This window comes from Marinobacter zhejiangensis, from assembly GCF_900114775.1.
GTDB classification, from domain to species: Bacteria; Pseudomonadota; Gammaproteobacteria; order Pseudomonadales; family Oleiphilaceae; genus Marinobacter; species Marinobacter zhejiangensis.
In genome coordinates this window covers 16,743-42,830 of the sequence record NZ_FOUE01000005.1, presented here as the reverse complement: position 1 = coordinate 42,830, position 26,088 = coordinate 16,743, and the positions used below count along the sequence as shown (strand labels likewise).

The window sequence follows — 26,088 nt, the reverse complement described above, 5'->3', positions numbered from 1 at the left end:
GTGATGGGTGAATTTGAGCTGATTCGTCAGATCTTCATGCCGCTGGCCGGTCAATCCGGTTCAGCGGCATTGTTGTTAGGGCCAGGGGACGACTGTGCAATCCAACGTCTGGCGCCTGGTCGGGAGCTGGTATTTTCCATCGACACCTTGGTTGAAGGTGTCCACTTCCCCAAAAACTACGATGCCGAAAAGCTGGGTTGGCGCTCACTGGCGGTCGCCGTCAGTGATCTGGCCGCGATGGGGGCGGATCCAGAGTGTTTTACGCTGGCGCTGACGCTGCCCGAGGCTCGGCGGGAGTGGCTGGAAGCCTTTGCAAAGGGGCTGGGAGCCGCCGCAAAGTCCTTTGGTATTGCGCTCGCCGGGGGAGATACAACCCGGGGGCCACTGACGCTGTCGATTCAGGTCCATGGCAGCGTGCCCGCAGGGCAAGCTCTGTTGCGGTCAGGCGCTCAACCGGGGGACTTGGTGTGCGTGTCTGGTAGCGTCGGCGATGCCGGGGCGGCCCTGAAATTTCTTGACCACCCTGATCCTTCGCCCGATGTTGCCGTGCTGTTGAACCGCTACCATTTTCCCAGCCCTCGTCTGGAGCTCGGGAAGGCGCTTCGCGGGCTTGCCTCAGCAGTTATCGACGTATCGGACGGGCTGTTGGCTGACCTTGGCCATATCCTTGACGCTTCCGGTGTGGGCGCCCAGCTTGATGCTGACTTGATACCGATGTCCGAGAGCCTTTGTCGGATGATGGGTCGTGGCGGGTTGCGTGCGGCCGTTGTCGCCGGGGATGACTACGAACTGTGTGTCACTATGCCACCACAGTCCTGGCGGTCCCTTGCCGAGACGGTGAAGTGCCAGTTGACGGTGATTGGAACTGTTGTTGTCGGGCATGGTGTGCGTATGGACCATGGGGAAGACCTCAATGGTACTGGTGGGTATGACCATTTTGGAGAGGTTCAATGACAGGAAGTGACGTTTCAGCGCTGAAGGACCAAGCCTTGCCGAAGGGGTTTTTGCGCGACCCGATTCACCTATTGGCGTTTGGATTGGGCAGCGGTGCGGCCAGGGTTGCGCCAGGTACCTGGGGCAGCCTCGCTGCGATTCCGGTTTGGGCGCTGTTTTTCTGGGTGCCACCCTGGGCCTACTGGCTGGTGGTGGCACTGGCCTCGGTTATTGGAATCTGGCTGTGTGGACGTACCGCCAGGGACTTGGGCGTCCATGATCACGGTGGAATTGTCTGGGATGAGTTTGTCGGCATGTGGATTGCCCTGGGGTTGTTCCAGCCGACAGCGGGTGTCGTGGGCATTGTGCTGGCGTTTTTGTTGTTTCGTGTGTTCGATATTCTGAAGCCTTGGCCGATTCGTTGGTTTGATCGTCACATGCCCGGGGGGGCGGGAATCATGTTTGACGATATACTGGCGGGCGTTATGGCACTAGGAGTCTACTACCTGGCGATGCTGTGGTTGCCGGCAGGGTGGTTGTAGCTAACGCTGCAGCTACCTGAATCGTTAATGCACCTGTGCTTCCGCTGGCAGCAGGCGAACAACGCTCAGAAACCGTTTGAGGCCAACTTCAGCACGCTGCCGTGAGGCAAACGGGCCACTGTCAAAGCCTTCCCGGGTTGTGAAGTACCACTTGCTCCCCACGCAGAAAAAACGGCTGCTTCGAAATGGAACGGGGCCGTCTTCCCCGGTCCGATGCTGAATGTCCATTAGGCCTCCTGTGCCCGGCAAGATTATTATTGGTTGTTGTCGGTGGGCAGTGCGAAAACTCTGTTAGCCGATTTGTTTAAAATTAAATCAAATCTTACAGAAATTAAACTTTTTTTACGTTTCGTTACGTTTTGCAGGGTGCCGTTTTGTGGCCCCTCGGTGTTTCCATCGCCGGCAGTCCTTGCGCTGGCGGGCGCCGGTCGTCAGAATGCTGGGCCGGGGAACCTATGATTAGCCCCCTGCTTTTGACACACATTACAGAGGCTTCCAATGCACCAAAGGAATCGTTACGGGACGTCGCCTGCTGGCATCCGCGGGTATGCCCTTGTTTTCATCGCTGTCGTTATGACTGCTCTAAGTGGGTGTAGCAGCACATTAAAGCGGGTTCAGACCTGGGAAGGTGGCGATGTCGATGCATCGCAGTTGGCCATTCTGAAAGCGCCTGGCCAAATTGAGGTGGTTGAGGTCAATGGTCATGATGTCGGGAATTTTCTGCTTGAAGATTTAGCGCTGGACTATGAGCTGCTGCCGGGCCAGAACGTGATCGTTTTCCAGTACAAGACCATTTGGAGCAAGAACACGGCTGTTGAGAGAGGCGAGTCTAAGGTCAATATCGTGGAGTCAGGCCCTCAGCAGTTTGTTCTGGATGTGCGTGCAGGGGAAGAGTACAGCTTCGTCCTGCCTGAACCGCAGAATTATCGTGAAGCAGAAGCGATGGCTCAGAACTTTAGAGCACAGCTGGCAGATGGCAGCGGGCGGATTGTAGCCAGTTCTGAAGCCTATCGTGAGCCTGTTGACGCTGTTGCGACAACGGGTGTGTCTGGCATGCCGGGAAGTGTTCCTGTCGTGCCCATGGTTCCTGGTGGAGACCTGAATGCTCTTGATGGTCTTAAGGTGCTGTGGGAGCGTGCAAGCGCCGATGAGAAGCGTGAATTCCTGCGCTGGGCCTTTCAGTAACCCTTCACACCCGTGATGACGATTCAGGGGTGGTTCAGCCCCTGAATCGTTGCACAGTCTTCTTCAAAATCCCTTCTATCAGAGTCAGTGCATCTTCTGTCAGCGTTGGTTGTGGCTCGTTGTGTGTCTCTGTTATCTGCCTGTCTGATGGTAGCTCTGCCGCTGCCGACTCGATGCTGGTCAAACTCTCCTGCAGGAGCGGGCCTAGCGACTCCCCACCCGGAACCACATCCGGGCATAACGTAAAGTTCACCGTCAGGCTTCCTTGGTAGCTGACCGCGACGATGACCAGCCCCATGCTGTCAAACAGTGGTGCCGTATTGTACTGGGACTTCAGTTTCGCGCCTTGTAGATATAGGGGAACCTGAGGTCCGGGTACGTTGGTGATCGGCACATTGAACACGGGCTGGTAGCGTTGAGCGATCTGGAGTTCCGAGTAGAGTCGTGCGGACAGTGCCAGCAGGTTGGTTGGTAGCAACTCCGTAAGGCGATCTGCGGCAATGGCTTCTTGGTAAGGCTCGGAGGCAACTGCGTTCCAGTGAATCTTCTTGATTCGCTTCGCCGGATCGGCCTCGTCGGTGGCGAGGTTCAGGAGCATGGCAGACATCTGGTTTCCGGTAGAGCGCCGCAGGCTCTTGGAGCGGACAGAAATCGGCGTCATGGCAACCAGTGACCGGGTGACGTCGGCATTGCAGTTTTCCATATAGCGTCGCAGGGTCTCGGCGCAAAGCCCCAGCACCACGTCATTGAGTGTAACGTCTCCAAGGCTGGCTTTGATCGCCTTGAGTCTTGCGAGGGACACCGTTGTAGAGATGATTTTTCTGTTTGCTGTGATTTGCCGGTTAAAAGGGCTATGCGGCGCAGAAAACAGCGGGAACGGCAATGGCAGTTTGTGCAGGTGCTTCTGGATCAAACCCCGCGCTGTTGCTTCGGCGGCGTTGATCGCCAGGTTGGCAATCTGGAACGGCTTGCGAACCAGGTTGACGCCAGTCTGCAGATAGACTCTTTCTTCCGAAGGCGCAGGTCCGGGCTCCCAGGGCTGGGGGGGAGAGATGGGGCTGGGGTCGGGGCTGTATTCGAGGAGCTTGCCGATGATCTCCTCGCCGCTGAAGGCATCAATAGCTGCGTGGTGAAGCTTGATGATAAGGGCGAAACCGGTGCTGGCTGGGTCGTCCGGATCGTAACGGAATCCGTCCACAAAGGTGATGTGCCAGAGCGGACGGTCGCGCTTCAGGGGTTCCTCAAGAATACGTGCGGCGAGGCCGCGCAGGGTATCTTGCTCACCCTGGCCGCCGAGGCTGACATACGCCAGGTGACGATCCAGGTTGAATTCTGTGTCGTCCACCCAATAGGGGAGGCCTAGGCGCAAGGGGATCTCCCTTAGCGTTTGCCGAAAAAGAGGGATGACGTGGAGGCGGCTCTGCAAATAGGCCACAAAAGTGCTGAACGCAAGCGGTTCATCGCGGTCACGAGCATCAAACAGGTAGACTCCGCCGATATGCATGGGGGCGGTAACCGACTCCAGGTAGAGAAACGAAGCATCCAGCTCCGATAGCTGCCTCATCAATGGGCTCCTGTTAGCGTTGTTTGGCTGCATTATAAACCGGGGAAGCAGGCCCCCGGTTGGCTCATTCGCCGCTGTTCATTGGTTGTTCTCGACACCTTCAGGGGTATTCGCCGGTGATGTGCTTTTGCAGATGGGGGTCTTCCCCCAGGCACTCCCAGAACCACATGAGTGCCTTGCCCCGGTCTTCGCTATGGCGGGCGAGGAAGAGCTCGACGTTCTGGCGTGTGTCCTTAACCTCGAGGGGGATTAGTCGACCGTCGTCCAGTTGTGTGCGTACGCGGGCTACCGGTAGCCAGCCAACACCGAGCCCGGCTTCCTGCACGGCGATTTTCTGATCAAGGTTGGAAACGGTCAGGGTTTTTTGCCGGCTAAAAATGCCAGCGGTCCCAACGGGCAGGCGACGAGATGTGTCTGCGGCCACAGCGGCGGGGTACTGCTGTATATCTTCTTCGGTTAGGGGTTGGGGTACCTGGGTTAAGGGATGCTCAGGCGCGACCGCGTAAACAAACGGCATGTTTCCAAGTTTCTTGGTGGTGAAGTTGCCGGCGGGTTTGCTGAACTGGTCGGCACCAACCACCAGGTCGGCACGACGGCTTTGCAAGGCATCCCAAGTGCCAGCAAAGACTTCCTCAATCAGTTGCACATCGACAGGCACACCGAGTTCGTAGAATGCTTTGATGGCCGGGAATAGGGCCTGTAACGGCACCAACGAGTTGACTGCAATTTTTAGCCGGGTTTCCCAGCCTTGGGCAACCTGCCGTGTGGTGTGAGCGAGGTTCCGGGCGGCCTCCAGCAAGCTTCGCCCCTCTTCTAGCAGGTATCGTCCCGCAGGCGTCAGGGTGGCGCGGTGTCCGCTTCGGTCGAAAGTGCTGACATTCAGGTCCTCTTCCAGTTTCTGAACGGTGTAACTGATGGCGGAAGGGACTCTGAACAGCTCATTGGCCGCCCCGGCAAAGCTGCCCTTGCGGTCAATGGCATCCAGCACCTTGAGGGCATCAATGGTTATTTCGCTGTGCATGTTCAGTTTATCTGACGATGTTGGCCAAAATTGATTGTTTGAGAGCGTATCAGGCCGCTGGTTATTCTGTCTTCTCATTAATGGGTGAATTGTCTGAAATTATCCGGACGGGGAGAGCGTTATGGGGGTGTTGGTAGATGGGTGTTGGCATGATCGCTGGTACGATACCGCGAAAACCGGTGGAAGCTTCGAACGTGAGGCATCTCGTTACCGCCGCTGGATCACGCCAGATGGCGACAGTAGCGGGGGCTTCAAAGCCGAGTCTGGACGCTATCACCTGTATGTCTCCATGGCGTGCCCCTGGGCTCATCGCACCCTGATCATCCGCAGCCTGAAGGGGCTGGACAAGCATATTACGGTCTCGGTGGTGCACCCGGACATGCTCGAACAGGGCTGGCAGTTTGTGCCGACAGATAGCCGTTATCGTGATGACCTGTACAGCCTGAGCTACCTGCACCAGCTCTATACCCGGGTTGACCGAACATACAGTGGCCGGGTAACGGTGCCGGTGCTTTGGGACAAGAAGCTTGAGACTATCGTGAACAATGAGTCTGCCGACATCATTCGCATGCTGAATCAGGCGTTTGACGGTCTCGATGGTGTTCGTGGTGACCGGGATTTCTATCCGGCTGAACTGCAGCAAGAGATTGATGAGGTAAACAGCGGTGTCTATGAGGCTGTAAATAACGGGGTCTATCGCACCGGATTTGCAACGAGTCAGGCTGCTTATGAGCAGGCGTTCGGGGCGTTGTTTGAATGCATGGACTGGTTGGACGAGCGCCTTGCCGGGCAGCGCTACCTGGTTGGGAACCGGCTAACCGAGGCTGATTGGCGGTTGTTTACCACCTTGGTCCGATTCGACGCTGTCTATTACAGTCACTTCAAATGCAATCGGCGCCAAATCAGGGACTACCCGAACCTCTCTGGCTACCTTCGCGACCTCTACCAAGTGCCGGGCGTGGCCGAAACCGTCGATCTTGATCAGATCAAGCAGCATTACTACGTCAGTCAGCGAAGCATTAACCCGACACAGATTGTACCTGTGGGGCCAGAACTGGACTTTATGGCGTCCCATGGGCGCGGTGCGCTTGGCGCAGACTTTGTTTGAGTCGGGGTGTTGTGCCGGTGTTCTGGGGTGTCGGGGGGAATGGAATTGAGGGGCCCTGGGTCAGTTGACCCGGGCCACCGCGATCTCTGTCAGCAGTTCGAGGGCTTCTCTTGAGGGGCTGGAGGGGAGGTACTGAAGGCAGTCTTTTGCCTTGGTTGCTTCCTCCCGTGCGCGGTCCATGGTGTATTCCAGGGCGCCTGAGCGGTCGACAATCGAGACAATCTGCTCCAGCTGCTCCAGCCCGCCTTTGCGAATTGCCTGGCGGATGAGGCTGCTTTCTTTCTCGCTGCTGTTTGCCATGGCGTGAATCAGCGGCAGGGTTGGTTTGCCTTCTGCCAGGTCGTCGCCAACGTTCTTGCCCATGGTCTCAGCATCACCCCGGTAATCCAGGACATCATCCACCAGCTGGAACGCCATGCCCAGATGCTTGCCGTAATCGCGCAGCGCTGTTTCCTGGGATGCTTCGGCGCCGCAGAGCAGGGCGCCGGCATGGGACGAGGCCTCAAACAGTTTCGCGGTCTTGTTGTGAATCACTTCCATATACTGGGCTTCGCTGACGTCCGGGTTGCGAACGTTCATCAGCTGCAGTACTTCACCCTGGGCAATGACGGCGGTGGCGTGGGACAGAACCTCCATGATGGGCAGGCTTTTCAGTTCAACCATCATTTCAAAGGCGCGGGCGTAGAGGAAATCCCCTACCAGCACGCTGGGGGCGTTACCCCACTTGGCGTTTGCGGTGGAGCGGCCGCGGCGGAGATCCGAAGTATCGACCACATCGTCGTGAAGCAGGGTTGCGGTATGAAGAAACTCAATCACCGCCGCCAGTTTCAGATGATCATCCCGGTCATAGCCCAATGCTTTGGCGCTGAGCAGAACCAGTAGTGGGCGCAGTCGTTTGCCACCGCTTTCGATGATGTAATGGGCGATTTTCTCGACCAGAGGGACATCGGAAGAAAGTCGGCGGATAATAAGCTTATTGACGCGGCTGAAGTCTTCCGCGACGGTGTCGTAAATGCGCTGCGCTGTCATGCGGGCGGTTCCGGTCTGTTGAAAAGTAAGGCGGGACGCCGCAATGCTAGGTATTGGCGGGGTAGGTGTCAACATGGGCTGAAGGCGCGCTTGTAATACGTGGGCGGTTTTCGTACAATTCGCGCCCCAACTCATCCCAACCTGCGCTCCCTGCTATAGGGTTGCCAGAGCGCTTCCCTTAGAACCAGGTGGATAAGAGCAGGGATGGGTCCATAGCGGAGATTATCCATGTACGCAGTAATTGTTAGCGGTGGTAAGCAGCACCGTGTGAAAGAAGGCGAAACCCTGAAGCTGGAAAAGCTGGAAGTGGAAACCGGTGGCAATGTTGAATTCGACCGCGTTCTTCTGATTGCTGATGGCGACAACATTCAGGTTGGCGCTCCGGTTGTTGACGGTGCCAAGGTTACCGCTGAAGTGGTTAGCCACGGTCGTCACGACAAGGTTCAGATCATCAAGTTCCGTCGTCGTAAGCATCACATGAAGCGTCAGGGCCACCGTCAGTGGTTTACTGAAGTCAAGATCACGGGCATTAAGGGCTAAGGCTCTTAAACAGGTCCCAGTAACAGGAGGCTAGCAATGGCTCATAAAAAGGCAGCAGGTAGTACCCGTAACGGTCGCGATTCCGAGTCTAAACGACTTGGTGTCAAGCGCTTCGGTGGTGAGACTGTTTCTGCAGGCAGCATCATCGTTCGTCAGCGTGGCACCCGTTTTCACGCCGGCAGCAACGTAGGCCTGGGCAAAGACCACACACTGTTTGCAAAAGCAGACGGTCAGGTCAAGTTCGAGACCAAAGGTCCTCAGAACCGTAAGTTTGTGAGCATCGTTCCGGCTGCCTAAGCCGCGGCGATCTCAGGTTCTGTAGAGCCGGGGATTGCTCTGATAAGATTTGGTCTGTCAGAGCAATCCGGAGCCCCGCAATGCTTCTTAGAGGCTGCGGGGCTTTTTAGTTTGAGCGCAGTGAGCGCCAAGGGTTGAAGCATGAAATTTGTAGACGAAGCCACCATCATTGTTGAAGCAGGAAAAGGCGGGCATGGTTGCCTCAGTTTCCGGCGGGAAAAGTACGTCCCGAAGGGTGGGCCCGATGGGGGTGATGGTGGTGACGGTGGGTCGGTGTATTTGCAAGCCGACAGTTCCCTGAATACTCTGATCGACTATCGCTTTCAGCGTAAGTTCCGGGCGCAGAATGGTGAGCCTGGCGCTGGTCGTAACTGTTCCGGTAGCAAGGGCGAGGATCTGTTTCTGCCGGTGCCTGTAGGCACGACAGTGGTCGATATGGATACCGACGAGGTGCTGGGGGATTTGACCGCTGAAGGGCAGAAGCTCAAGGTGGCCCAGGGGGGCTTTCACGGACTTGGGAATACCCGTTTCAAGTCTTCGGTGAACCGGGCGCCGCGGCAGACTTCGCCGGGTTCCGAGGGTGAAGCTCGTAATTTGCGGCTGGAATTGAAAGTGCTCGCGGATGTGGGTCTGCTCGGCTTGCCGAATGCGGGTAAGTCGACCTTTATTCGTGCGGTGTCAGCGGCCAAGCCGAAAGTGGCGAATTATCCGTTTACCACCCTGGTTCCCAATCTCGGGGTAGTAAGTGTTCAGGCGCACCAGAGTTTTGTGATTGCGGATATTCCTGGTTTGATCGAAGGTGCGGCTGAGGGGGCTGGTCTCGGAATCCGTTTCCTCAAGCATCTGGTGCGTACTCGTTTGCTGTTGCATCTGGTCGATGTCGCCCCCTATGACAGCTCCTCGCCGGCCGACAACGTCAGGGCAATTGCTCATGAGCTGGAAAAGTTCAGTGAGACGCTGGCCGGACGTGATCGGTGGTTGGTGTTGAACAAGGTCGATATGGTGGCTGAAGAGGATCGCGAGGCGCACTGTCAGGCCATTATTGACGAACTCAACTGGACTGGGCCGGTTTTCCGTATTTCGGCGCTCAGTGGCGAGGGGACAAAACCGTTGGTTCAGGCGGTTATGCGCTGGATTGAGCAGCGGGCCGAGGAAGAGGCTCAGGACCCCGAGGCGGCGGAGCAGGAGCGTGCGCGTCGAGTACGTATGGATGAGGAGGCGCGGGCTCGGATTGAGGCTGACCGCGCAGCTCGTCGGGCGGCACGTAAGAATAACGATGATGACGACGATTTCGACGACGATGAAGACGATTATGACGTCGAAGTGGTGTATGCACCGGAGTAATTAGATCCCCATGAGTGAACGTTCCCAGCTGTCTCAGGCCCGACGCCTGGTGGTCAAGATTGGTAGTGCCCTGCTGACGAATGATGGGCAGGGGCTCGATGTTGACGCGCTTGGTCGCTGGGTAGACCAGATTTCCGCCCTGATTGCCGCGGGAGTTGAGGTGGTGGTGGTTTCCTCCGGCTCTGTGGCGGAGGGGATGAGTCGGCTGGGGTGGCGGAGTCGTCCCGAGCAGCTGCATGAGCTTCAGGCGGCTGCAGCTGTGGGGCAGATGGGGTTGGTGCAGACTTGGCAGGATCAGTTTCGGCGCCATGGGCGTCATGCGGCCCAGATTCTTCTGACTCATGATGATCTGTCAGACCGTAAACGTTACCTGAATGCGCGAAGCACTCTGCGGACGTTGCTGGATTACGGTGTTATTCCCATTGTGAATGAGAATGACACGGTGGTGACCGACGAAATCCGCTTTGGTGATAACGACACGCTGGGGGCCTTGGTTGCGAACCTGATCGAGGCCGACGGTCTGATCATTCTGACGGATCAGCTGGGGTTGTTTGATCAAGATCCACGCAAGAATCCTGATGCAAGCTTGGTGCTGGAGCGCAAGGCTGGGGATCCTGAATTGGATGTCATGGCTGCTGGTGGTGCCGGGGTTTTGGGTCGTGGTGGCATGCTGACGAAGGTCAGGGCAGCTCGTCTGGCGGCTCGGTCCGGTGCCTTCACGGTGATTGTGGGTGGGCGAATTGAAGGCGTGGTGTCGCGACTGGTTGGTGGGGAATTGCTTGGCACCCTGCTGCTTCCCGAGCAGGGTCGTATCGCGGCCCGTAAGCAGTGGTTGGCCAGTCACCTGAAGACCCGTGGTGTGCTAACGCTGGATGCGGGGGCGGTGAAGGTCTTGTGCCGGGGCGGACGCAGCCTGTTGCCCGTTGGGGTTAAGGGTGTGAGCGGTCAGTTCCGTCGCGGTGAGATGGTGTCTTGTGTTGATGAGGGTGGGCGCGAAGTGGCTCGTGGCCTGGTGAACTACGGTTCGGATGAGGCGAGAGCGATTGCTGGTCGTTCCAGTGATCGGATTCAGGAGTTGCTGGGTTATATCTCGGATGAGGAAATCATTCACCGGGATAATATGGTGATTGTTTGACGCTTCGCCGCTCGGCGGGTTTCCTGTAGGCACAAAAAAACCGGCTTTCGCCGGTTTTTTTGTGCTAGCCAGAATTAGGCGCTTTTCAGGGCCTTGATCTTGGCATTCAGGCGGCTCTTGTGGCGAGCAACCTTGTTCTTGGCGAAGATGCCCTTGTTGACCATGCTGTCGATGATCGGCTGAGCGGTCTTCAGGGCTTCCTGAGCACCTTCGTAGCTGCCGGCTTCGATCTGGGCATTTACTTTCTTGAGGTAAGTGCGCGCCATGGAACGCAGGCTGGCGTTATGCTTGCGGTTCTTTTCGTTCTGACGTGCGCGCTTTTTGGCTTGTGGGGAATTTGCCACCGTGTAACTCCTGAAAATCTGCTATTCGTTGCTGAAACGATTTGTAAGAAATCGCGTGCGCGCCAAACAAACAGCGCGTCGAAATAAATGACGCGGAACTATGCCGCCAACGCCCCAAAAAGTCAAGGCTGTCGCTGAATTCATGCCGTATTCAGAAGGTGCTGTGATAAACTCGCCGCTCGTTATATCCGGGTAGAGGGGTCTTTAGTGGATTTCCGAAATGCCGGGGCGAACCGAAGAGCTTGCTCCAGAGTTCGCTGATCCGTGACCGTACGTAAAAGGACCGTGACCTGAATGAGCGCTGACTCGCCGCAACCAGAATCATCGCCCCCGAGCGCCCGTAAAGCGCCAGGTCTGCTTCGCTCATCGGCGGTGGTTGGCATGATGACCATGCTGTCCCGAGTGCTGGGGCTGGTCAGGGATATGGTGATTGCGCGCTATTTTGGTGCGGGTGCCGGTGCGGACGCGTTTTTCGTCGCCTTCAAAATCCCCAATTTCCTGCGTCGCCTGTTTGCAGAAGGCGCTTTTTCGCAGGCTTTCGTTCCGGTGCTGTCCTCGTACCGTGAGACCGGCTCGGTCTCTGACGTTCGGAAGCTGGTCAACGCGGTGTCCGGGACGCTCGGTTTGGTGTTGCTCGGGGTGACGTTGGTCGCCGTCGTTGGGGCTCCGGCCTTGACGGCAGTCTTTGCGCCAGGCTTTCTTGATGAACCGGTGAAGTTCGGTCTGGCCAGCGACATGCTGCGAATCACCTTTCCTTATTTGCTCCTTATTTCGTTGACCGCCTTTGCCGGCGCGATTCTCAACAGCTATGACCGCTTTGCCGTGCCGGCCTTTACGCCAGTATTGCTCAACCTGTCGATGATTGGGGCCGCAATTTTCCTGTCCCCGTTGATGGAATCCCCTGTGCTTGCGTTAGCCTGGGGGGTGTTTATCGCGGGTGCCCTGCAGCTGTTTTTCCAATTGCCCTTCCTGATGCGCCTGGGCCTGTTGCCGAGGCCGAAAGTGGATTATCGCCACGAGGGTGTGCGGCGGATACTGAAGTTGATGGCGCCGGCACTGTTTGGGGTGTCGGTCAGTCAGATCAACCTGCTCCTGGACACTGTTCTGGCCTCTATGCTGCAAACGGGGTCGGTGTCGTGGCTGTACTACTCCGACCGGCTGTCTGAGTTGCCGTTGGGGGTGTTCGGGATAGCCATTGCGACCGTGATCCTGCCAAGCCTTTCCCGCAAGCACGCGGCAGAGTCGGTGGACCAGTTTGCCCATACGTTGGATTGGGCCGTACGGGCTGTGTTACTTATCGGTGTGCCAGCGGCCGTGGCGCTCGCACTGCTGGCTGAGCCGTTGATTGCGACGCTGTTCCATTACGGTGAGGTCACTGATCGCGACGTGATGATGGCCGGTGGCAGCCTGCGTGCCTATTCCATGGGATTGCTGGCGTTCATGCTGATCAAGGTGTTGGCGCCGGGTTTCTTTGCCCGCCAGGATACCCGTACACCCGTAAAAATCGGGGTGATCGCCATGGTGGCGAACATGGTGTTCAACCTGGTGCTGATCTGGCCACTGGCCCATGTGGGCCTGGCGCTTGCGACGTCGCTGTCGGCCTGGCTCAACGCCTTTCTGCTTTGGCGTGGACTAAGGAAGGATGGTGCCTGGAAAGGGCAGCCTGGATGGGGGCGGTTCCTGTTTCAGCTAACTGCAGCCAATGGTGCCCTGGCGACTGTGATTCTTTGGCTAGGCCAGCCAACGAGTGAATGGCTCGTGATGGCGGGGCTGGAGCGCGCCGCCAGTATGGCTGTGCTTGTAGGGGCGGGGGTGGTTGCCTATTTCCTGGTGCTGGCGGCGGTTGGGGTGCGGGTAAGACATTTTCGCCACAGGTAGGTTATAATCGCTCGTTTTCTCGCCAGCCGCTTTGTGTGCTGGCCTGTTGATAACCGCAGCGCTCTACCGGTGGGGTGTTGTTGGAAGACATGTGATCCAAGGGTGCGCACTGAATGCGGCTGATTCGAGGGCTGACCAGCCTGCAATTGTTGTCTCGGAATGCGGCGTCTCCGTTGGCCGATGGCTGTGTGGCAACCATCGGCAACTTTGATGGTGTCCACTTGGGACACCAAGCCATTATTAATCAGGTGCGGGAGAAAGCCCGTGCGTTGGGTGTGCCCGCGGTGGCCATGGTGTTTGAGCCTCAGCCCCGGGAGTTTTTTCAAGGTGATCAGGCGCCTCCGCGGCTGACTGGGTTTCGTGAGAAGTGTTGCTTGCTTCTCAATGCCGGTATTGATGTCGTGCTGTGCCTTCGCTTTGATGAGCAGTTTCGCAGTTACTCGGCGATGGGCTTTATCGATGATTTGCTGGTTCAGGGGCTGAACGTACGCCACCTGGTTGTCGGTGATGATTTTCGTTTCGGTTGTGACCGATCCGGCGATTTTGAGCTGTTAAACAGGGTCGGTGAGGCGAAAGGATTCTCCGTTGAGAATACCCGCACGATCACCGTGGCTGGCGAGCGGGTCAGCAGTACCGCGGTCCGGGAGGCGTTGACCCACAACCAGCTGGACTTGGCCGAAGCGCTGTTGGGGCGGCCCTATGCCATTGCTGGCAAGGTCACCTATGGGCGGCAGCTTGGTCGGGAAATTGGCGCGCCTACCGCTAATATTCGCCTCAAGCGTCTGGCGCCGCTTCAGGGCGTCTATGTGATCCAGGCGGACCTTCCCGATGGCCGGGTTTGTGATGGCGTCGCCAATATCGGCTTGCGCCCCACCGTGGACGGTCGTCAGCCGTCACTGGAAGTGCACCTGTTTGACTTTGCTGGCACACTGTATGGCCAGCGTATAAGGGTGACCTTCCGCCATCCGTTGCGAAACGAAGAGAAGTTTTCGTCTGTCGATGCCCTGAAAGTTCAGATCGCCCGGGATTTTGACAACGCCCGACTTTGGCTGGCTGAACACTAACCCAACGATTGAAGACGTCAGTACTTAACCACGTGCGTTGTACCTAACGTAAGTTGTACTAAATCGACATGTACTTAACCGTAAAAAGTACCCACAGGTAACCATGAGCGACTACAAGCATACCCTGAATCTGCCTGAAACCGCCTTCCCGATGCGCGGCAACCTGGCCAACCGTGAGCCGGAAATGCTCAAGCGCTGGCAGGAGCTGGATGTCTACGGCAACCTGCGAAAGCAGCGCGAAGGCCGTGACAAGTTTATCCTGCATGATGGCCCTCCCTATGCCAACGGCAGCATCCACATCGGTCACGCGGTTAACAAGATTCTCAAGGACATGATTGTGAAGTCCCGCAGTTTCATGGGCTACGATGCGCCCTACGTGCCGGGTTGGGACTGCCACGGGTTGCCGATCGAGCATAAGGTTGAGCAGGACATCGGTAAGGCCGGGGTCAAAGTGGACTACAAAACCTTCCGCCAGGCCTGCCGGGATTACGCGGCAAAGCAGGTGGCGGGACAGAAGGCGGACTTTATACGCCTGGGTGTCATGGGGGAATGGGATAAGCCCTACCTGACCATGGACCCCAAAGTTGAAGCTGGCATCGTCCGGGCGCTGGGCAAAATTGTGGCCAAGGGCCATCTGGTGCGCGGCTACAAGCCGGTGTACTGGAGTGTGGTCGGTCAGTCGGCGCTGGCGGAAGCGGAAGTAGAGTATCAGGACAAGACCTCGACTCAGATCGATGTCCGTTTCACCGTTGTGGATCAGGACAAGGTCTTGGGTGTATTTGGCACCGAAGGCGGTGAAGGTGATGTGTCCATCGTGATCTGGACAACTACTCCCTGGACCATCCCAGCCAACCAGGCGGTGTCATTGAATGCCGACCTGGACTACGCCCTGGTGCAGGTGGATGCCGGTAATGGCCCAGAGCGAATGATCCTGGCGGCCGACATGGTTGAAGGCATCATGGCGCGCTGGTCTCTGGAAAACTATGAAGTACTGGCGACCTGTCGCGGCAACGAGCTGGAGCACGTGGCTCTGCGGCATCCGTTCTTTGACAAGCAGGTGCCGGTGGTTCTTGGTGATCATGTCTCTACCGATGCGGGTACCGGCGCAGTTCATACCGCGCCGGATCACGGGATGGAAGACTTTGTGGTCGGTCAGCACTACGGTATTGGTACCCTGAATCTTGTTCAGGCTGATGGTACCTACACCTCTGCTGCCGGAGAGTTCGCCGGTATTCACGTCTACAAGGCTGATGAGCCGGTCTGTGAGGCGCTGACCCGTGAAGGCAAACTGGTCTTCACTGAAAAGTTCCGTCACAGCTATCCCCATTGCTGGCGGACCAAAACCCCGTTGATCTACCGGGCTACGCCGCAGTGGTTTATCAGCATGGAGAAAGAAAACCTTCGTGCAGATGCCCTGGAAGCCATCAAAGGTGTGCGTTGGGTGCCTGCCTGGGGACAGAATCGTATTGAAGCCATGTTCGAGCAGTCGCCGGACTGGTGTATCTCCCGTCAGCGGACCTGGGGGGTGCCGATCACCCTGTTCATCCACAAGGAAACCCAGGAGCTGCACCCTGACACTGCAAACCTGATTGAAGCGGTGGCCAAAGAAATCGACAAGGGTGGTATTGATGCCTGGTACGACCTTGATGCGGCTGAGCTGCTGGGTGCTGAGGCCGACCAGTATGAGAAAGTGCTGGATACCCTGGATGTCTGGTTTGACTCCGGTGTTACCCACGACTCAGTTCTGAGGCCTCGCCCGGAACTGGGGCAGTTCCCTGCGGACCTGTACCTGGAAGGTTCGGACCAGCACCGTGGCTGGTTCCAGTCGTCACTGAAGACCTCCATCGCCATGAACGGTGTGGCGCCGTATCGGCAGGTGCTGACTCACGGCTTCACGGTCGATGGGCAGGGGCGCAAGATGTCCAAGTCCCTGGGCAACGTGATTGCGCCTCAGGAAGTCATGAACGAACTTGGTGCGGACATCCTGCGGCTGTGGGTCGCCGCGACGGATTACAGTGGCGAAATGACGGTGTCGAAGGACATCCTGCGGCAGACCGCTGATGGTTATCGCCGAATCCGTAACACCGCCCGCTTCCTGTTGAGCAACCTCAATGGCTTCGAGCCGAGCGAGCACCTGGTGGCGGCAGACGATATGATCGCGCTGGATCGCTGGATGGTTGACCGTGCCCTGCAACTGCAGCAGGAGCTGAACGAGGATTACCAGAACTATGCTTTCCTGAGGATCTTCCAGAAGGTCTATAGCTTCTGTGAGGCAACCCTGGGTGGCTTCTACCTCGACATCATCAAGGATCGACAGTACACCACTCAGGCGGACAGCCTGGCTCGCCGCTCCTGCCAGACGGCTATGTACCATGTGGCAGAAGCGCTGGTTCGCTGGATTGCCCCGATCCTCAGCTTTACCGCGGATGAGATCTGGCAGCATTTGCCGGGTGAACGCGGCGATACTGTGTTCTATGAAACCTGGTATGAGGGTTTGACGGCGCTGCCGGATTCGGAAGAGTTTGGTCGTGATTACTGGCGTGAAATCTACAGCGTTAAGGAAGCCGTTAACAAATGCCTGGAGGACGTTCGTGCCCGAGGAGAGATCAAGGGTTCCCTGAGTGCGGAAGTGACCCTGTATTGCGAAGGGCAGTTGGCTGAGGATCTCAAGCGACTGGGTGACGAGCTTCGCTTTGTGCTGATCACCTCCGAGGCGACGGTCAAGCCTGTGTCAGAGGCGGACGGTGCCGAGCAGTCAAACCATGAAGGCTTGCTGGTGAAGGTTAAGGCCACCGGGCACAGCAAGTGCGAGCGCTGCTGGCATCACCGTGAAGATGTTGGTGCGAATGAGCAGTACGCCGACCTCTGTGGTCGCTGTGTGACCAATGTGGAAGGGCCGGGCGAAGCCCGCTCGTACGCCTGATGGATGCTGTTATGACTGACCAAGGCGTTGCAGGCTCAAAGTTGCGCTGGTTGTGGCTGGCGGTATTTGTGATTGCATTGGATTTGGGAACGAAGGCGATTGCCAGTGCAGCGTTGACCTATGGGGTGCCGGTGCCGGTCATGCCCCTGTTCAACTTCACCCTGTTGCATAACACGGGTGCGGCGTTCAGTTTCCTGGCGGATGCAGCGGGCTGGCAGCGTTGGTTTTTTGTGATTCTGGCGCTGGTGGTGAGTGTAGTGCTGGTGGGGTGGCTGCGTGGACTGGGGCGCCATGAAACCTGGACGGCCATTGCTATCTGCCTGATTCTCGGGGGGGCTCTGGGGAATGTCTATGACAGGGTCGTTCACGGCTATGTTGTAGACTTTCTGCACTTCTATTGGCAGGACTATCATTTCCCTGCCTTTAACCTGGCCGATACCGCTATCACCATTGGTGCGGGGATGCTGATCCTCGATATGTTTCGTAAACCATCCGAAGATGCCGGAAGGAGTAGTGACCCTAAATGAATGAGCTGCCCGTGGACAAGGGAACTCGCGTTACCCTGCATTTTGCCCTCAAACTGAACGATGGCCAGGTTGTTGACACCACCTTTGAAAAAGAGCCGGCCAGCCTGAGTATCGGTGACGAGAACCTGCCAGAGAGCTTCGAAGCCTATCTGATGGGGATGAAGGCCGGTGAGCAGGCGAGCTATGAAATCCCGCCGGAAGAGGGCTTTGGTCAGTCGAACCCGAACAATGTACAGGTCTTCAAACGTTCAGAATTCAGCGCGGACATGGTGCTTGAGCCCGGTGTGATGATTTCGTTCGCCGACGCTCGTCAGACTGAGCTTCCAGGTGTTGTCAGTAAAGTAGAGGGCGACGAAGTGACGGTCGACTTCAACCACCCGCTGGCCGGGCGTACACTGATCTTTGAAGTGCAGATCATTGATGTAGAGCCCGCCGGGCCGACTCACTGATTGCCTATCCAGATCCGTTAAAGCAGGACTTCAGAATGCAGATTCGTCTCGCCAACCCCCGTGGTTTCTGTGCCGGTGTGGATAGAGCCATCGAAATCGTTAATCGTGCCCTGGATGTTTTTGGGGCGCCGATTTATGTGCGTCATGAAGTTGTCCACAACAAATTTGTTGTCGACAACTTGCGGGAGCGTGGCGCTGTCTTTGTCGATGAGCTGGATGAGGTTCCGGATGACCATCTGGTGATTTTCAGTGCCCACGGTGTGTCGCAGGCGGTGCAGAATGAGGCCGCCCGACGTGGCTTGAAAGTGTTTGATGCGACCTGCCCGCTGGTGACCAAGGTCCATATGGAAGTTGTGCGATACAGCCGGGATGGCCGGGAGTGTGTGCTGATTGGTCATCACGGTCATCCGGAGGTGGAAGGCACTATGGGGCAGTACGACCACAGCAGCGGTGGTGACATGTACCTGGTGGAAGATGAGGTGGATGTTGCGAAGTTGCAGGTCAAAGATCCCTCACGCCTGGCGTATGTTACCCAGACGACGCTTTCCATGGACGACACCGCTAAGGTAATTGATGCACTCCGTCGCCATTTTCCTCAAATTCAGGGCCCGCGAAAGGATGACATCTGCTACGCCACCCAGAATCGCCAGGATGCCGTCAAACAGCTGGCAGGGGACTGCGATCTGATGCTCGTCGTGGGCTCTCCCAACTCCTCCAACTCCAACCGTCTGCGGGAATTGGCCGAGCGCATGGGAACCACCGCTCACCTCATCGATAATGCCGAACAGATTGAGCCTGAATGGTTAGCCGGTAAAACCGCAGTGGGCATTACCGCCGGAGCCTCCGCGCCGGAAGTGCTCGTTGCGGATGTGGTTAAGCGCCTGAAAGAGTTGGGTGGCGACGAACCCCAGGAAGTTGCCGGACGTGAGGAGAATGTGGTGTTTTCCATGCCGAAGGAATTGAGGATTGAGGCGGTCTCCATCGACTGATCGCCGCCCTTGGAGTTGATTCCTCGTAACACAACAAAGCGTGACTAATGTCACGCTTTGTTGTTTCTAAGGCCGTTTGTCCCTTTTGTTTTGCCGCTCATCCAGCTTCAGTGGCTCGGCGCTCATTTCTTGGGTAGCCTTCAAATACGTCAGAATGGAAGTGGGCTATGTTGACTGTCAAAAAAAATGCCGGATTTACGGTTATTGAGCTTCTTACTGCTCTGTTTGTTCTTGCTGTTGCTGTTTCGCTTGCTGTGCCTTCGTTCCGGCAGATGATTCAGAACAATAGAATGGCTTCTCAGATCAACCTGGTCACCAGTTTGGTGAGTTTTGCTCGCAGTGAAGCCGCTAAACGGCCAAATGTTGTCATTACAACCTGTCCGTCCGCAGATTTAGCGACCTGTGCTGCATCCGCAAATTGGGAGCAGGGCTGGGTTATCTTCGTTGATATAGATGGCGACCGGGTCGTCGACGCTGGCGACGGTGATGCAGTGCTGTATACGGCGGGACCAATTAGCGGGGGGAACACTCTGAGAGTGTCGGGACTAACCAATACCAACTATGTCCAGTTTTTCGGGAATGGGGAACCCGTTCCTCCCTCGTTAGGTGCAGGGGCTTCAGGCACATTTACATTATGTGATAGCCGTGGCGCTGAAGTGTCCAGAAATGTTGTCGTTATGGAGTCTGGTCAGACGCGTCTGGCGCGGGATACCAACGGGGATGGAATTCCCAACAATCATGCTGGTAACAACGTTTCCTGCCCATAACGGGAGCGGGGGAAAGGTGAGAATGAAAAAGAGTCTGGGCAAAAGAGCGGGAAATGATCAAGCAGGTTTCAGTTTGATTGAACTTTTAGTGACGCTGGTCATTCTGGCTGTCGGACTGTTGGGTTTGGCCGGGTTGATGATGGATGGTCTGCGTAACAACCAGAGTGCCTACCTTCGTACTCAGGCGAGTATATTGGCCTATGACATGGCAGATCGAATCCGCTTGAACCGGGGCCAGGCCCGGGTGGGTATGTATTCGGGCTATTCCACAGCAGGAAATGGGGCGATTACCTCTTTGCCGACGTGTGTGACAGCCGCGACCGGCTGCACAGCCGCAGACCGCGTCACTCTGGATAAGGCCGAGTGGACGCGGGAAATACAAGGCATCGGGAATGGAAGTGCTTTGCTGCCCAGTGGTGTAGGCACCATCGGAGCTGACTCTTCTGGAAACATCACCGTGTCTGTGAGTTGGCAGGAAACTCAGTGGGACGAAGCTGCTGGTGCCAAGGCTTTAGTGACACAGCAATTTGACGTGGTATTCAGGATATGAGGGCAGTCATGATCAGAGAGCGTCGATTTGCCACCCTCGAGTTGTCTCGGGAGTTTGGCCAGCGTGGGTTGTCGCTGGTTGAGTTGATGGTTGCGCTTGCGCTGAGTACGGTACTGATTTTGGGGGTGATGACAGTTTATCTGGACTCTAATAAGACATCCCGGGTGAGTACATCTTTGGCTCGTATCCAAGAGTCAGGGCGGATTGGCGTGGATATTATGGCTCGTGACATCCGCATGGTGGGCTTTCAGGGGTGCGCGGACCCAATGTCAATCGGGATGAATATCATTGCGCGGTTCCCTCCAACTCTCGATTTTGCTCAGTCAGGTTTGCGGGGCTGGGAAGTAGACGACAGTAATTGGGCTGATGGCACGGAGTTTGATGACACCGCCATTGAAACCCGTGCCCGCCAGGGAAGTGATGTGCTCGCGGTCCAACGAGGAGAGACCGTGCCCATCTCATTGACAGGCAATATGAATGTTCCAAATGCCAACCTTCAGGTCGAAGGAGAGCTGGGGTTGTTTGAGCAGAACGATATCGTACTAATTTCGGATTGCGAAAACGCTGACTTGTTTCGGATTACCAGTGAGCCGACTTCTGGCACATGGGCGCATGCCAATGGGGCGAACTCAAATAACGATAACCGCCTGAGCCAGCTGTATAACGACAGCGCGAGAATCATGCGTTTCAGTTCAACAGTTTACTACGTGGCTGATACTGGTCGGGACGATACTCGCGGAAATCCAATTTACGCGCTTTACCGCCAAACCGACAACATGCTTAACACTGGAGCGGCAAGCTTCACCAGGGACGAATTGGTTGAGGGCGTTGACAGCATGCAGATTCTCTATGGAGAACGATTGTCCACCGATAATATCCGCTTTGTTCCTGCGGATACTGTGGGACTGGATATGGCCAATGTGGTGGCCGTAAAAATTGGGTTGCTGATCAGCGACCCTGAGGGGACGAGAGACGTTGCCGACAACCTGACCTACGCATTGCCCGGACAGAACATTGCGCCGGCCGGAGCTGCTGGCGCCACCGTGACACATGCGGGTGATTTAAGGGTGCGCAAGACTTTTGAAACGTCGGTTAATCTGCGAAACCGAATCCGAGACTGAGTGAGAATTGAAGCATGACAGTGACAAAGAGATTCATTGAAACTGCTGCCCGGCGCCAGCGAGGGGCTGTGTTGATTGTAAGTCTGGTTGTTTTGCTGGTTATTACGCTACTGGGAGTGGCCGGGATGAACTCCTCCCTGATGCAGGAGCGAATGGCTGCCAATGCACAGAACGTCAACCGTACATTCCAGGCGGCAGAAAGCTCGGTGGGAGTGTTGACCAACATCCTAATGGGCGGAAACCTGAGCCTTTTGCAGCAAGCAATGGGCACCGAGAACCAAATGAGTGATGCAGTAACTTACAGCATTGGTGGGGCTGATATAGCCTCTACATACCAGGCTCGTTATCTAGGCGAGATTATAGTTTCCAGCGGCAGTTCCATGGATGCTAGTGAGAGTACAACGTTGTTGAAAGGGTACCGCTTTGAATTGAGTGGCGCGTCTACAATCAACGCAACGGGGGCGTCCACAACCATTTTCAAGGGAATAGAGTACTACTGATTTTTCGGAGTGCCTCCGTCAGGTAGGTATTTTGAAGTTAGGGGGAACATTATGAGTAGGCATTTTCTGATTGCGTTTTTTTCTGCGGTATCGATGGTGTATAGCGGGCATCTATATGCAGGACTTCCGGCTGGTAGCGTTCTGATAGAGCCGCGGGGGCCGGAACCGATGATTCTGGAACAGGGGGCTATCGAAGCAGATAGAGTCGAAGTGGTTTTTAACTCTGCGGGTGAAGTCGTACAGGTCAATGCCTGTGAAAGTGAGCGTCTATGCACCCAGGCTCGGTTACTGCCAGCTCGGGATATTCAGTTTTTTATGGGAAATCGTCGACTGAGTTTGGATGTGGTCCAGGAGTTGGGTAAAAGAGCGGCAACCATCACCTATGACGCTGATACCAGCATGGTGGAAAAAGTGAGTTATTTTGAGGTAACAGGGGGCGAACGTGATGAGTAATCAACTGAAATCGGTTGCTTATAGCGGGCTGCTGGCCCTTGCCGGACTAAGCGGAACTTTGCAGGCTGACGATACTGAAATCTTCTTCAATACAGATGCAACAGAAATCAGACCGAATATCCTGTTTGTTCTGGACAATTCCGGAAGCATGGATGCTGAGGTCACAACTACCTCAAGCTACGATAATACCCAGAGCTACACCGGCGATTACTCCGATGATTACATCTACTTTATCGAGAGGTGGAACGGGGACGATTATCTTGTACCAGTAGCAAAAAGCCGTAATAAATGTAGTGACCTTCTCACCCGATTGAGTCAGTCAGGTTATGTAACCGAATACCGGATGGCAATGTGGAGAAATTCCAATCGCTCCAATACCTTGCGCTGGCGGACTGCGAATGCTTTTTACGACGACACCGGTAATATTCTCGAATGTTATGCAGACCGTGGGGTTCATGGAGAAACTTCTGGGGCAGCCGACAAGTATGCCCGTAACCATTCTAGGCAGTGGGGGAGTTCGAGCCAGGAGATTAACTGGGCAGATATCGGGCGGTCGGATATCTATTCCGCAAATTACGTAAATTGGTTTACGGATCACCGGGTGTCGGAAACGCGCACCCGACTGCAGATTATGCAGTCCGTGGCCGCAGGCATGGCGGATAGTCTCTCCGGCGTTAACATCGGCCTGATGGCGTTTAATACTGACGACCGTCAGAGGCAAGGTGGGCGAGTACTGGTTCCAATTGCTAATGTGGATGACAACCGTACGGCTTTCAAGGCAGCGGTTAACGCGCTGGATCACGAGACATGGACGCCTCTGTCTGAAACCCTGTTTGGGGCCAGTCGTTATTTCCAGGGAGACGCTCCTTTTCTCGATACTAACCCAGTTACCGGTACGGTTGATGAAGAAGGAAACTACATCAGCCCAGTCCAATACGAATGCCAGTCCAACAACGTTATCCTGTTGACTGATGGGACGCCAACCTACGATGCGAGGTTGTCCGGTACGTATAACGAAGAGGAAGACGGTGCGTCCCGAACTACGATTCAGGGCGTGGTTGGCAACTGTTCAGGCAACTGTCTGGATGAGATTGCCGGCTATATGTATTCAACAGGTATGGATGCAGGTTTTAACGAAAATATCACGGTAAAAACATACACCGTTGGCTTTGACCAGGAAGTTGACGCTACTTTGCTGAGTGGCGCGGCAAGCCTGGGCGGTGGTGAATACTATACAGCCAATAATACGGAGTCTTTAGAGACGGCCTTCAAAAACATTGTGCGTGAGGTTCTGGCGGTGAATACCACCTTTGTCGCGCCTGGTGTCGCTGTAAATACGTTTAACCGTTTGAACCATTTGGATGCTTTGTACTTCTCTGTGTTTCAACCGGATGTCGCAACTCGTTGGGATGGAAACCTCAAGCGCTATCGCCTCGGTGCTGATGGCATCGTCTATGATGCCAACGATCTGGCTGCGGTGGAAAGCAATACCGGGTTCTTCAAAGGGACAGCGCAAAGTTTCTGGAGTGACGAGGCAGATGGCCCGAATGTATCCATGGGCGGTGCCTCGAATGAACAGCCTGACGACAACAGTACGAGGAACGTTTACACGTATTTCAGTGGCGGCAATTCTGACCTCACGGCTGCCACCAACTCCGTCGATGTGGCCAACATATCGAACTTGACCAAGACGATGTTTGGCAACGCGAACATGACTGATGCAGAGCATCAAAAGCTCATTAACTGGACGCGTGGGCTGGATGTGGAGGATGAGGACGGGGACTCACTAACAAGCGATGCCCGCAAGTATATCGCTGACCCACTGCATTCAGTGCCCCATCTGGTGATCTTTGGAGGTACTGCAGATGCACCGGATACGACAGTTTTCTTCGGTGATAACCAAGGGTTTATTCACGCTATTGATGGTGGCACCGGAGCCTCCTACTTCTCCTTTATTCCTTCGGAGCTATTAGCCAATCAAGCTGGCCTCCTGGCAAACCAGGATGACGTTACTTCACATATTTATGGCATGGACGGTTCTGTCGTTAGTTGGAGTCACGACGAAAACTTCGACAACCAGATTAATGCCGATGATGGTGACCATGTCTATATCTATGGTGGTATGAGGAGAGGTGGGCGAAGCTACTATGCGCTGGATGTAACGAACCGTACCAGCCCAACTATGCTGTGGCAGATCCAAGGTGGGGCAGGCGATTTTACAGAGCTGGGAGAAACCTGGTCCAAACCGGTCAAGACCAAAATACAGATTCAGAATGCCGTAAAAGACGTGCTGATATTTGCCGGTGGTTACGATAACCAGCAAGACAACGTAACCGTCAGAACAGCAGATACTGTTGGGCGGGCACTCTATATCGTGGATGCAACAACTGGCGCTCTGTTATGGTGGGCGGGTCCCACTGGTAGTGGTGCGAACCTGGAGCTCGCCGACATGCGTTTCAGCATTCCGTCCGCGCCGAAAGTGCTGGACGTGAGTGGTGACCGGTTAGCCAACCAAATCTATGTTGGTGATATGGGCGGTCAGATTTGGCGTTTTGACATCACTAATGGTAATCAGGCCTCATCATTGATCACCGCAGGAGTGATCGCCGATCTCGCGGGTGATGATGCTGCCTCGAATCGCCGGTTCTACCACGCTCCGGATCTGTTTGGCTTGAACGTTGGTGGAAGCCGCTATCTGGGAATGGTTATCGGTTCTGGATATCAGGCTCATCCGCTGGACAAGATCATTGATGATCGGATTTATATGATCCGTATCGCTGATGTCACCGAATCGCCGAAAGACCCGAATGATGTGACTCAGGTGCTTTATACCAAGCTCACCGAGTCGGATCTGTACGATACGACAGATAACCTTATTGGGCAGGGTAATGCGGCCGAAGTAGCAACAGCCCAGACGGCTCTGGCGGCTGCAGATGGTTGGTATATCCGCTTGGTGAGAGATGGGGAAAAGGTGCTTTCCACGAGCCAGACTGTCAATGGTCAAACCTTTATCACAACCTATGAGCCGTCGCCGAACCTGACGTCCTGTTACCCGTCAGCTGGGCAGTCAAGGCTCTATCATATCTACGTGAAAGATGGTCAGCCGGTGATCAACTACGATGGCGTTGGTGAGTCTGATGAGCTAACCACGCCTGACCGGGAAGTGGCACTGTCTACCTTGGGGTTGCCGCCAGATCCGCAACGTATGAGGGTAGATGGTAAAGACATTGTTTGTGTCGGGGCCGAATGTATGCCTGTTGATACGCTCACAGGTGTCGTTGAAACCTATTGGTATGAAGAATAATGAAAGGAGTTGGAGCATTGAAGAATAAAGGCTTCACTTTGATAGAGTTAATGATCGTCGTGACGATTGTTGGAATCTTGGCTGCGATTGCCTATCCAAATTATCAGGACCATGTCCAAAAAACCCGACGGTCAGAGGCTCAAGGAGCTCTTATGGGGTTGGCCAATGCGATGGAGCGACACTTCACCGTGAACAACACGTACGAAGGGGCTGCAACGGGCGGCGCAGACACTGGCGCTCCGGCAACGTACCCGGATGAAGCGCCTTTGGATGGTAGCGTCAAGTACTATGACCTGAGAATTGTCGCCCCGACCAATGCCACGACGTACACCATTCGCGCTACACCAAAGGGTGGGCAAGCGGGGAATGGCGTTCTTCAGCTTTCGTCTACTGGGGTTCGCTGGTGGGATGCTGACAATGACGGTGTGGTTGATACTGGCGAGAACCGCTGGGGCAAGTAGTACACTGGTGTTTGGCAATGCCTGTATAGCGAGCCGACTATACAGGCATTGCTGATGCTA

The 26,088-nt window shown here is 55.6% G+C and carries 26 protein-coding genes; 21 read left to right on the top strand and 5 right to left on the bottom strand.

Features of this window, described 5'->3' with window-relative positions:
- Positions 1-3: 3 nt before the first annotated feature.
- Both thiL and BMZ67_RS15155 read left to right on the top strand, forming a co-directional pair.
- A complete protein-coding gene (thiL, locus tag BMZ67_RS15160; protein WP_092024258.1) occupies positions 4-954 on the top strand; it encodes a thiamine-phosphate kinase in 951 nt (316 codons plus the stop codon).
- On the top strand, positions 951-1,475 hold the full coding sequence (locus BMZ67_RS15155) for a phosphatidylglycerophosphatase A family protein (RefSeq protein WP_092024256.1): 525 nt from the start codon (positions 951-953) through the stop codon (positions 1,473-1,475). The genes thiL and BMZ67_RS15155 overlap by 4 nt, the downstream gene beginning before the upstream one ends.
- A 24-nt stretch (positions 1,476-1,499) precedes the next feature.
- Here BMZ67_RS15155 and BMZ67_RS15150 read toward each other — a convergent pair whose 3' ends face one another.
- Positions 1,500-1,703, bottom strand: a complete 204-nt coding sequence (locus BMZ67_RS15150) for a DUF6316 family protein (RefSeq protein ID WP_092024254.1) — start codon at positions 1,701-1,703, stop codon at positions 1,500-1,502.
- Between the two features lie 423 nt (positions 1,704-2,126).
- Between BMZ67_RS15150 and BMZ67_RS15145 the strand changes: the two genes are divergently transcribed.
- Positions 2,127-2,660: a DUF2057 family protein gene (locus BMZ67_RS15145; protein ID WP_245750011.1), complete on the top strand. Its 534-nt coding sequence runs from the start codon at positions 2,127-2,129 to the stop codon at positions 2,658-2,660.
- Positions 2,661-2,694: 34 nt separating this feature from the next.
- Here BMZ67_RS15145 and BMZ67_RS15140 read toward each other — a convergent pair whose 3' ends face one another.
- Positions 2,695-4,224 carry a WS/DGAT/MGAT family O-acyltransferase gene (locus BMZ67_RS15140; protein WP_092024250.1) on the bottom strand — a complete coding sequence of 510 codons (1,530 nt, stop codon included), beginning with the start codon at positions 4,222-4,224 and terminating at the stop codon, positions 2,695-2,697.
- 100 nt (positions 4,225-4,324) lie between these two features.
- Positions 4,325-5,245 (bottom strand): LysR family transcriptional regulator, encoded by a 921-nt coding sequence (locus tag BMZ67_RS15135; protein ID WP_092024248.1) that lies wholly within the window; start codon positions 5,243-5,245, stop codon positions 4,325-4,327.
- A 121-nt stretch (positions 5,246-5,366) separates the two neighbouring features.
- Between BMZ67_RS15135 and BMZ67_RS15130 the strand changes: the two genes are divergently transcribed.
- On the top strand, positions 5,367-6,353 hold the full coding sequence (locus BMZ67_RS15130; RefSeq protein ID WP_092024246.1) for a glutathione S-transferase family protein: 987 nt from the start codon (positions 5,367-5,369) through the stop codon (positions 6,351-6,353).
- 60 nt (positions 6,354-6,413) lie between these two features.
- On the opposite strand, the gene ispB is transcribed toward BMZ67_RS15130, so the two are convergent.
- Positions 6,414-7,382: an octaprenyl diphosphate synthase gene (ispB, locus tag BMZ67_RS15125; RefSeq protein ID WP_092024244.1), complete on the bottom strand. Its 969-nt coding sequence runs from the start codon at positions 7,380-7,382 to the stop codon at positions 6,414-6,416.
- Between the two features lie 228 nt (positions 7,383-7,610).
- Between ispB and rplU the strand changes: the two genes are divergently transcribed.
- The 4 genes from rplU (at position 7,611) to proB (ending at position 10,698) form a co-directional block, all read left to right on the top strand.
- Entirely contained in the window at positions 7,611-7,922 is a 312-nt protein-coding gene (gene rplU, locus BMZ67_RS15120) for a 50S ribosomal protein L21 (protein WP_092024242.1), read from the top strand.
- A 36-nt stretch (positions 7,923-7,958) separates the two neighbouring features.
- Positions 7,959-8,219 carry a 50S ribosomal protein L27 gene (gene rpmA, locus BMZ67_RS15115; RefSeq protein WP_092024240.1) on the top strand — a complete coding sequence of 87 codons (261 nt, stop codon included), beginning with the start codon at positions 7,959-7,961 and terminating at the stop codon, positions 8,217-8,219.
- 141 nt (positions 8,220-8,360) lie between these two features.
- The gene (gene cgtA / locus BMZ67_RS15110) at positions 8,361-9,563 is read left to right on the top strand and encodes an Obg family GTPase CgtA (RefSeq protein WP_092024238.1); all 1,203 of its coding nucleotides are present in this window, start codon (positions 8,361-8,363) and stop codon (positions 9,561-9,563) included.
- A 10-nt stretch (positions 9,564-9,573) separates the two neighbouring features.
- Complete coding sequence (gene proB, locus BMZ67_RS15105; protein ID WP_092024237.1) at positions 9,574-10,698, top strand: glutamate 5-kinase; 1,125 nt, start codon at positions 9,574-9,576, stop codon at positions 10,696-10,698.
- Positions 10,699-10,772: 74 nt separating this feature from the next.
- Here proB and rpsT read toward each other — a convergent pair whose 3' ends face one another.
- Positions 10,773-11,042, bottom strand: coding sequence for a 30S ribosomal protein S20 (gene rpsT / locus BMZ67_RS15100; RefSeq protein ID WP_092024235.1), 270 nt, complete (start codon positions 11,040-11,042; stop codon positions 10,773-10,775).
- Positions 11,043-11,336: 294 nt separating this feature from the next.
- On the opposite strand from rpsT, the gene murJ reads away from it, so the two are divergent.
- From murJ to BMZ67_RS15035, 13 genes are all read left to right on the top strand, one after another.
- Positions 11,337-12,920: a murein biosynthesis integral membrane protein MurJ gene (murJ, locus tag BMZ67_RS15095; RefSeq protein WP_092024233.1), complete on the top strand. Its 1,584-nt coding sequence runs from the start codon at positions 11,337-11,339 to the stop codon at positions 12,918-12,920.
- A gap of 113 nt (positions 12,921-13,033) precedes the next feature.
- Positions 13,034-13,984, top strand: coding sequence for a bifunctional riboflavin kinase/FAD synthetase (gene ribF / locus BMZ67_RS15090; protein WP_092024231.1), 951 nt, complete (start codon positions 13,034-13,036; stop codon positions 13,982-13,984).
- Positions 13,985-14,087: 103 nt separating this feature from the next.
- Positions 14,088-16,907, top strand: a complete 2,820-nt coding sequence (gene ileS, locus BMZ67_RS15085) for an isoleucine--tRNA ligase (protein WP_092024229.1) — start codon at positions 14,088-14,090, stop codon at positions 16,905-16,907.
- Positions 16,907-17,434: a signal peptidase II gene (gene lspA / locus BMZ67_RS15080; protein WP_092024227.1), complete on the top strand. Its 528-nt coding sequence runs from the start codon at positions 16,907-16,909 to the stop codon at positions 17,432-17,434. Before ileS ends, lspA begins: the two co-directional genes overlap by 1 nt.
- Positions 17,431-17,883 (top strand): FKBP-type peptidyl-prolyl cis-trans isomerase, encoded by a 453-nt coding sequence (fkpB, locus tag BMZ67_RS15075; protein WP_092024225.1) that lies wholly within the window; start codon positions 17,431-17,433, stop codon positions 17,881-17,883. Before lspA ends, fkpB begins: the two co-directional genes overlap by 4 nt.
- A 35-nt stretch (positions 17,884-17,918) precedes the next feature.
- Positions 17,919-18,872: a 4-hydroxy-3-methylbut-2-enyl diphosphate reductase gene (gene ispH, locus BMZ67_RS15070; protein ID WP_092024223.1), complete on the top strand. Its 954-nt coding sequence runs from the start codon at positions 17,919-17,921 to the stop codon at positions 18,870-18,872.
- A gap of 167 nt (positions 18,873-19,039) precedes the next feature.
- Positions 19,040-19,639, top strand: coding sequence for a GspH/FimT family pseudopilin (locus BMZ67_RS15065; RefSeq protein WP_092024221.1), 600 nt, complete (start codon positions 19,040-19,042; stop codon positions 19,637-19,639).
- Positions 19,640-19,661: 22 nt separating this feature from the next.
- Entirely contained in the window at positions 19,662-20,189 is a 528-nt protein-coding gene (gene pilV, locus BMZ67_RS15060) for a type IV pilus modification protein PilV (RefSeq protein WP_092024219.1), read from the top strand.
- Positions 20,190-20,197: 8 nt separating this feature from the next.
- Positions 20,198-21,310 (top strand): PilW family protein, encoded by a 1,113-nt coding sequence (locus BMZ67_RS15055; RefSeq protein WP_092024217.1) that lies wholly within the window; start codon positions 20,198-20,200, stop codon positions 21,308-21,310.
- 14 nt (positions 21,311-21,324) lie between these two features.
- A complete protein-coding gene (locus tag BMZ67_RS15050) occupies positions 21,325-21,810 on the top strand; it encodes a PilX N-terminal domain-containing pilus assembly protein (RefSeq protein WP_092024215.1) in 486 nt (161 codons plus the stop codon).
- Between the two features lie 51 nt (positions 21,811-21,861).
- On the top strand, positions 21,862-22,263 hold the full coding sequence (locus tag BMZ67_RS15045; protein ID WP_139214390.1) for a hypothetical protein: 402 nt from the start codon (positions 21,862-21,864) through the stop codon (positions 22,261-22,263).
- On the top strand, positions 22,256-25,567 hold the full coding sequence (locus tag BMZ67_RS15040; protein ID WP_092024211.1) for a pilus assembly protein: 3,312 nt from the start codon (positions 22,256-22,258) through the stop codon (positions 25,565-25,567). The genes BMZ67_RS15045 and BMZ67_RS15040 overlap by 8 nt, the downstream gene beginning before the upstream one ends.
- The gene (locus BMZ67_RS15035; protein WP_092024208.1) at positions 25,567-26,028 is read left to right on the top strand and encodes a type IV pilin protein; all 462 of its coding nucleotides are present in this window, start codon (positions 25,567-25,569) and stop codon (positions 26,026-26,028) included. Before BMZ67_RS15040 ends, BMZ67_RS15035 begins: the two co-directional genes overlap by 1 nt.
- Positions 26,029-26,088 lie beyond the last annotated feature (60 nt).

What these genes read in the sequence shown, in the direction of transcription:
- fkpB (WP_092024225.1), top strand. Translation starts at nt 17,431, where the DNA reads ATGAATGAGCTGCCCGTGGACAAGGGAACTCGCGTTACCCTGCATTTT.
- BMZ67_RS15130 (WP_092024246.1), top strand. Translation starts at nt 5,367, where the DNA reads ATGGGGGTGTTGGTAGATGGGTGTTGGCATGATCGCTGGTACGATACC.
- BMZ67_RS15040 (WP_092024211.1), top strand. Translation starts at nt 22,256, where the DNA reads ATGAGTAATCAACTGAAATCGGTTGCTTATAGCGGGCTGCTGGCCCTT.
- pilV (WP_092024219.1), top strand. Translation starts at nt 19,662, where the DNA reads ATGAAAAAGAGTCTGGGCAAAAGAGCGGGAAATGATCAAGCAGGTTTC.
- rpmA (WP_092024240.1), top strand. Translation starts at nt 7,959, where the DNA reads ATGGCTCATAAAAAGGCAGCAGGTAGTACCCGTAACGGTCGCGATTCC.
- BMZ67_RS15140 (WP_092024250.1), bottom strand. Translation starts at nt 4,224, where the DNA reads ATGAGGCAGCTATCGGAGCTGGATGCTTCGTTTCTCTACCTGGAGTCG.
- ileS (WP_092024229.1), top strand. Translation starts at nt 14,088, where the DNA reads ATGAGCGACTACAAGCATACCCTGAATCTGCCTGAAACCGCCTTCCCG.
- BMZ67_RS15045 (WP_139214390.1), top strand. Translation starts at nt 21,862, where the DNA reads ATGAGTAGGCATTTTCTGATTGCGTTTTTTTCTGCGGTATCGATGGTG.
- rplU (WP_092024242.1), top strand. Translation starts at nt 7,611, where the DNA reads ATGTACGCAGTAATTGTTAGCGGTGGTAAGCAGCACCGTGTGAAAGAA.
- BMZ67_RS15065 (WP_092024221.1), top strand. Translation starts at nt 19,040, where the DNA reads ATGTTGACTGTCAAAAAAAATGCCGGATTTACGGTTATTGAGCTTCTT.
- ispB (WP_092024244.1), bottom strand. Translation starts at nt 7,382, where the DNA reads ATGACAGCGCAGCGCATTTACGACACCGTCGCGGAAGACTTCAGCCGC.
- BMZ67_RS15135 (WP_092024248.1), bottom strand. Translation starts at nt 5,245, where the DNA reads ATGCACAGCGAAATAACCATTGATGCCCTCAAGGTGCTGGATGCCATT.
- murJ (WP_092024233.1), top strand. Translation starts at nt 11,337, where the DNA reads ATGAGCGCTGACTCGCCGCAACCAGAATCATCGCCCCCGAGCGCCCGT.
- ispH (WP_092024223.1), top strand. Translation starts at nt 17,919, where the DNA reads ATGCAGATTCGTCTCGCCAACCCCCGTGGTTTCTGTGCCGGTGTGGAT.
- BMZ67_RS15155 (WP_092024256.1), top strand. Translation starts at nt 951, where the DNA reads ATGACAGGAAGTGACGTTTCAGCGCTGAAGGACCAAGCCTTGCCGAAG.
- BMZ67_RS15055 (WP_092024217.1), top strand. Translation starts at nt 20,198, where the DNA reads ATGATCAGAGAGCGTCGATTTGCCACCCTCGAGTTGTCTCGGGAGTTT.
- ribF (WP_092024231.1), top strand. Translation starts at nt 13,034, where the DNA reads ATGCGGCTGATTCGAGGGCTGACCAGCCTGCAATTGTTGTCTCGGAAT.
- lspA (WP_092024227.1), top strand. Translation starts at nt 16,907, where the DNA reads ATGGATGCTGTTATGACTGACCAAGGCGTTGCAGGCTCAAAGTTGCGC.
- proB (WP_092024237.1), top strand. Translation starts at nt 9,574, where the DNA reads ATGAGTGAACGTTCCCAGCTGTCTCAGGCCCGACGCCTGGTGGTCAAG.
- BMZ67_RS15050 (WP_092024215.1), top strand. Translation starts at nt 21,325, where the DNA reads ATGACAGTGACAAAGAGATTCATTGAAACTGCTGCCCGGCGCCAGCGA.
- thiL (WP_092024258.1), top strand. Translation starts at nt 4, where the DNA reads ATGGGTGAATTTGAGCTGATTCGTCAGATCTTCATGCCGCTGGCCGGT.
- BMZ67_RS15035 (WP_092024208.1), top strand. Translation starts at nt 25,567, where the DNA reads ATGAAAGGAGTTGGAGCATTGAAGAATAAAGGCTTCACTTTGATAGAG.
- cgtA (WP_092024238.1), top strand. Translation starts at nt 8,361, where the DNA reads ATGAAATTTGTAGACGAAGCCACCATCATTGTTGAAGCAGGAAAAGGC.
- BMZ67_RS15150 (WP_092024254.1), bottom strand. Translation starts at nt 1,703, where the DNA reads ATGGACATTCAGCATCGGACCGGGGAAGACGGCCCCGTTCCATTTCGA.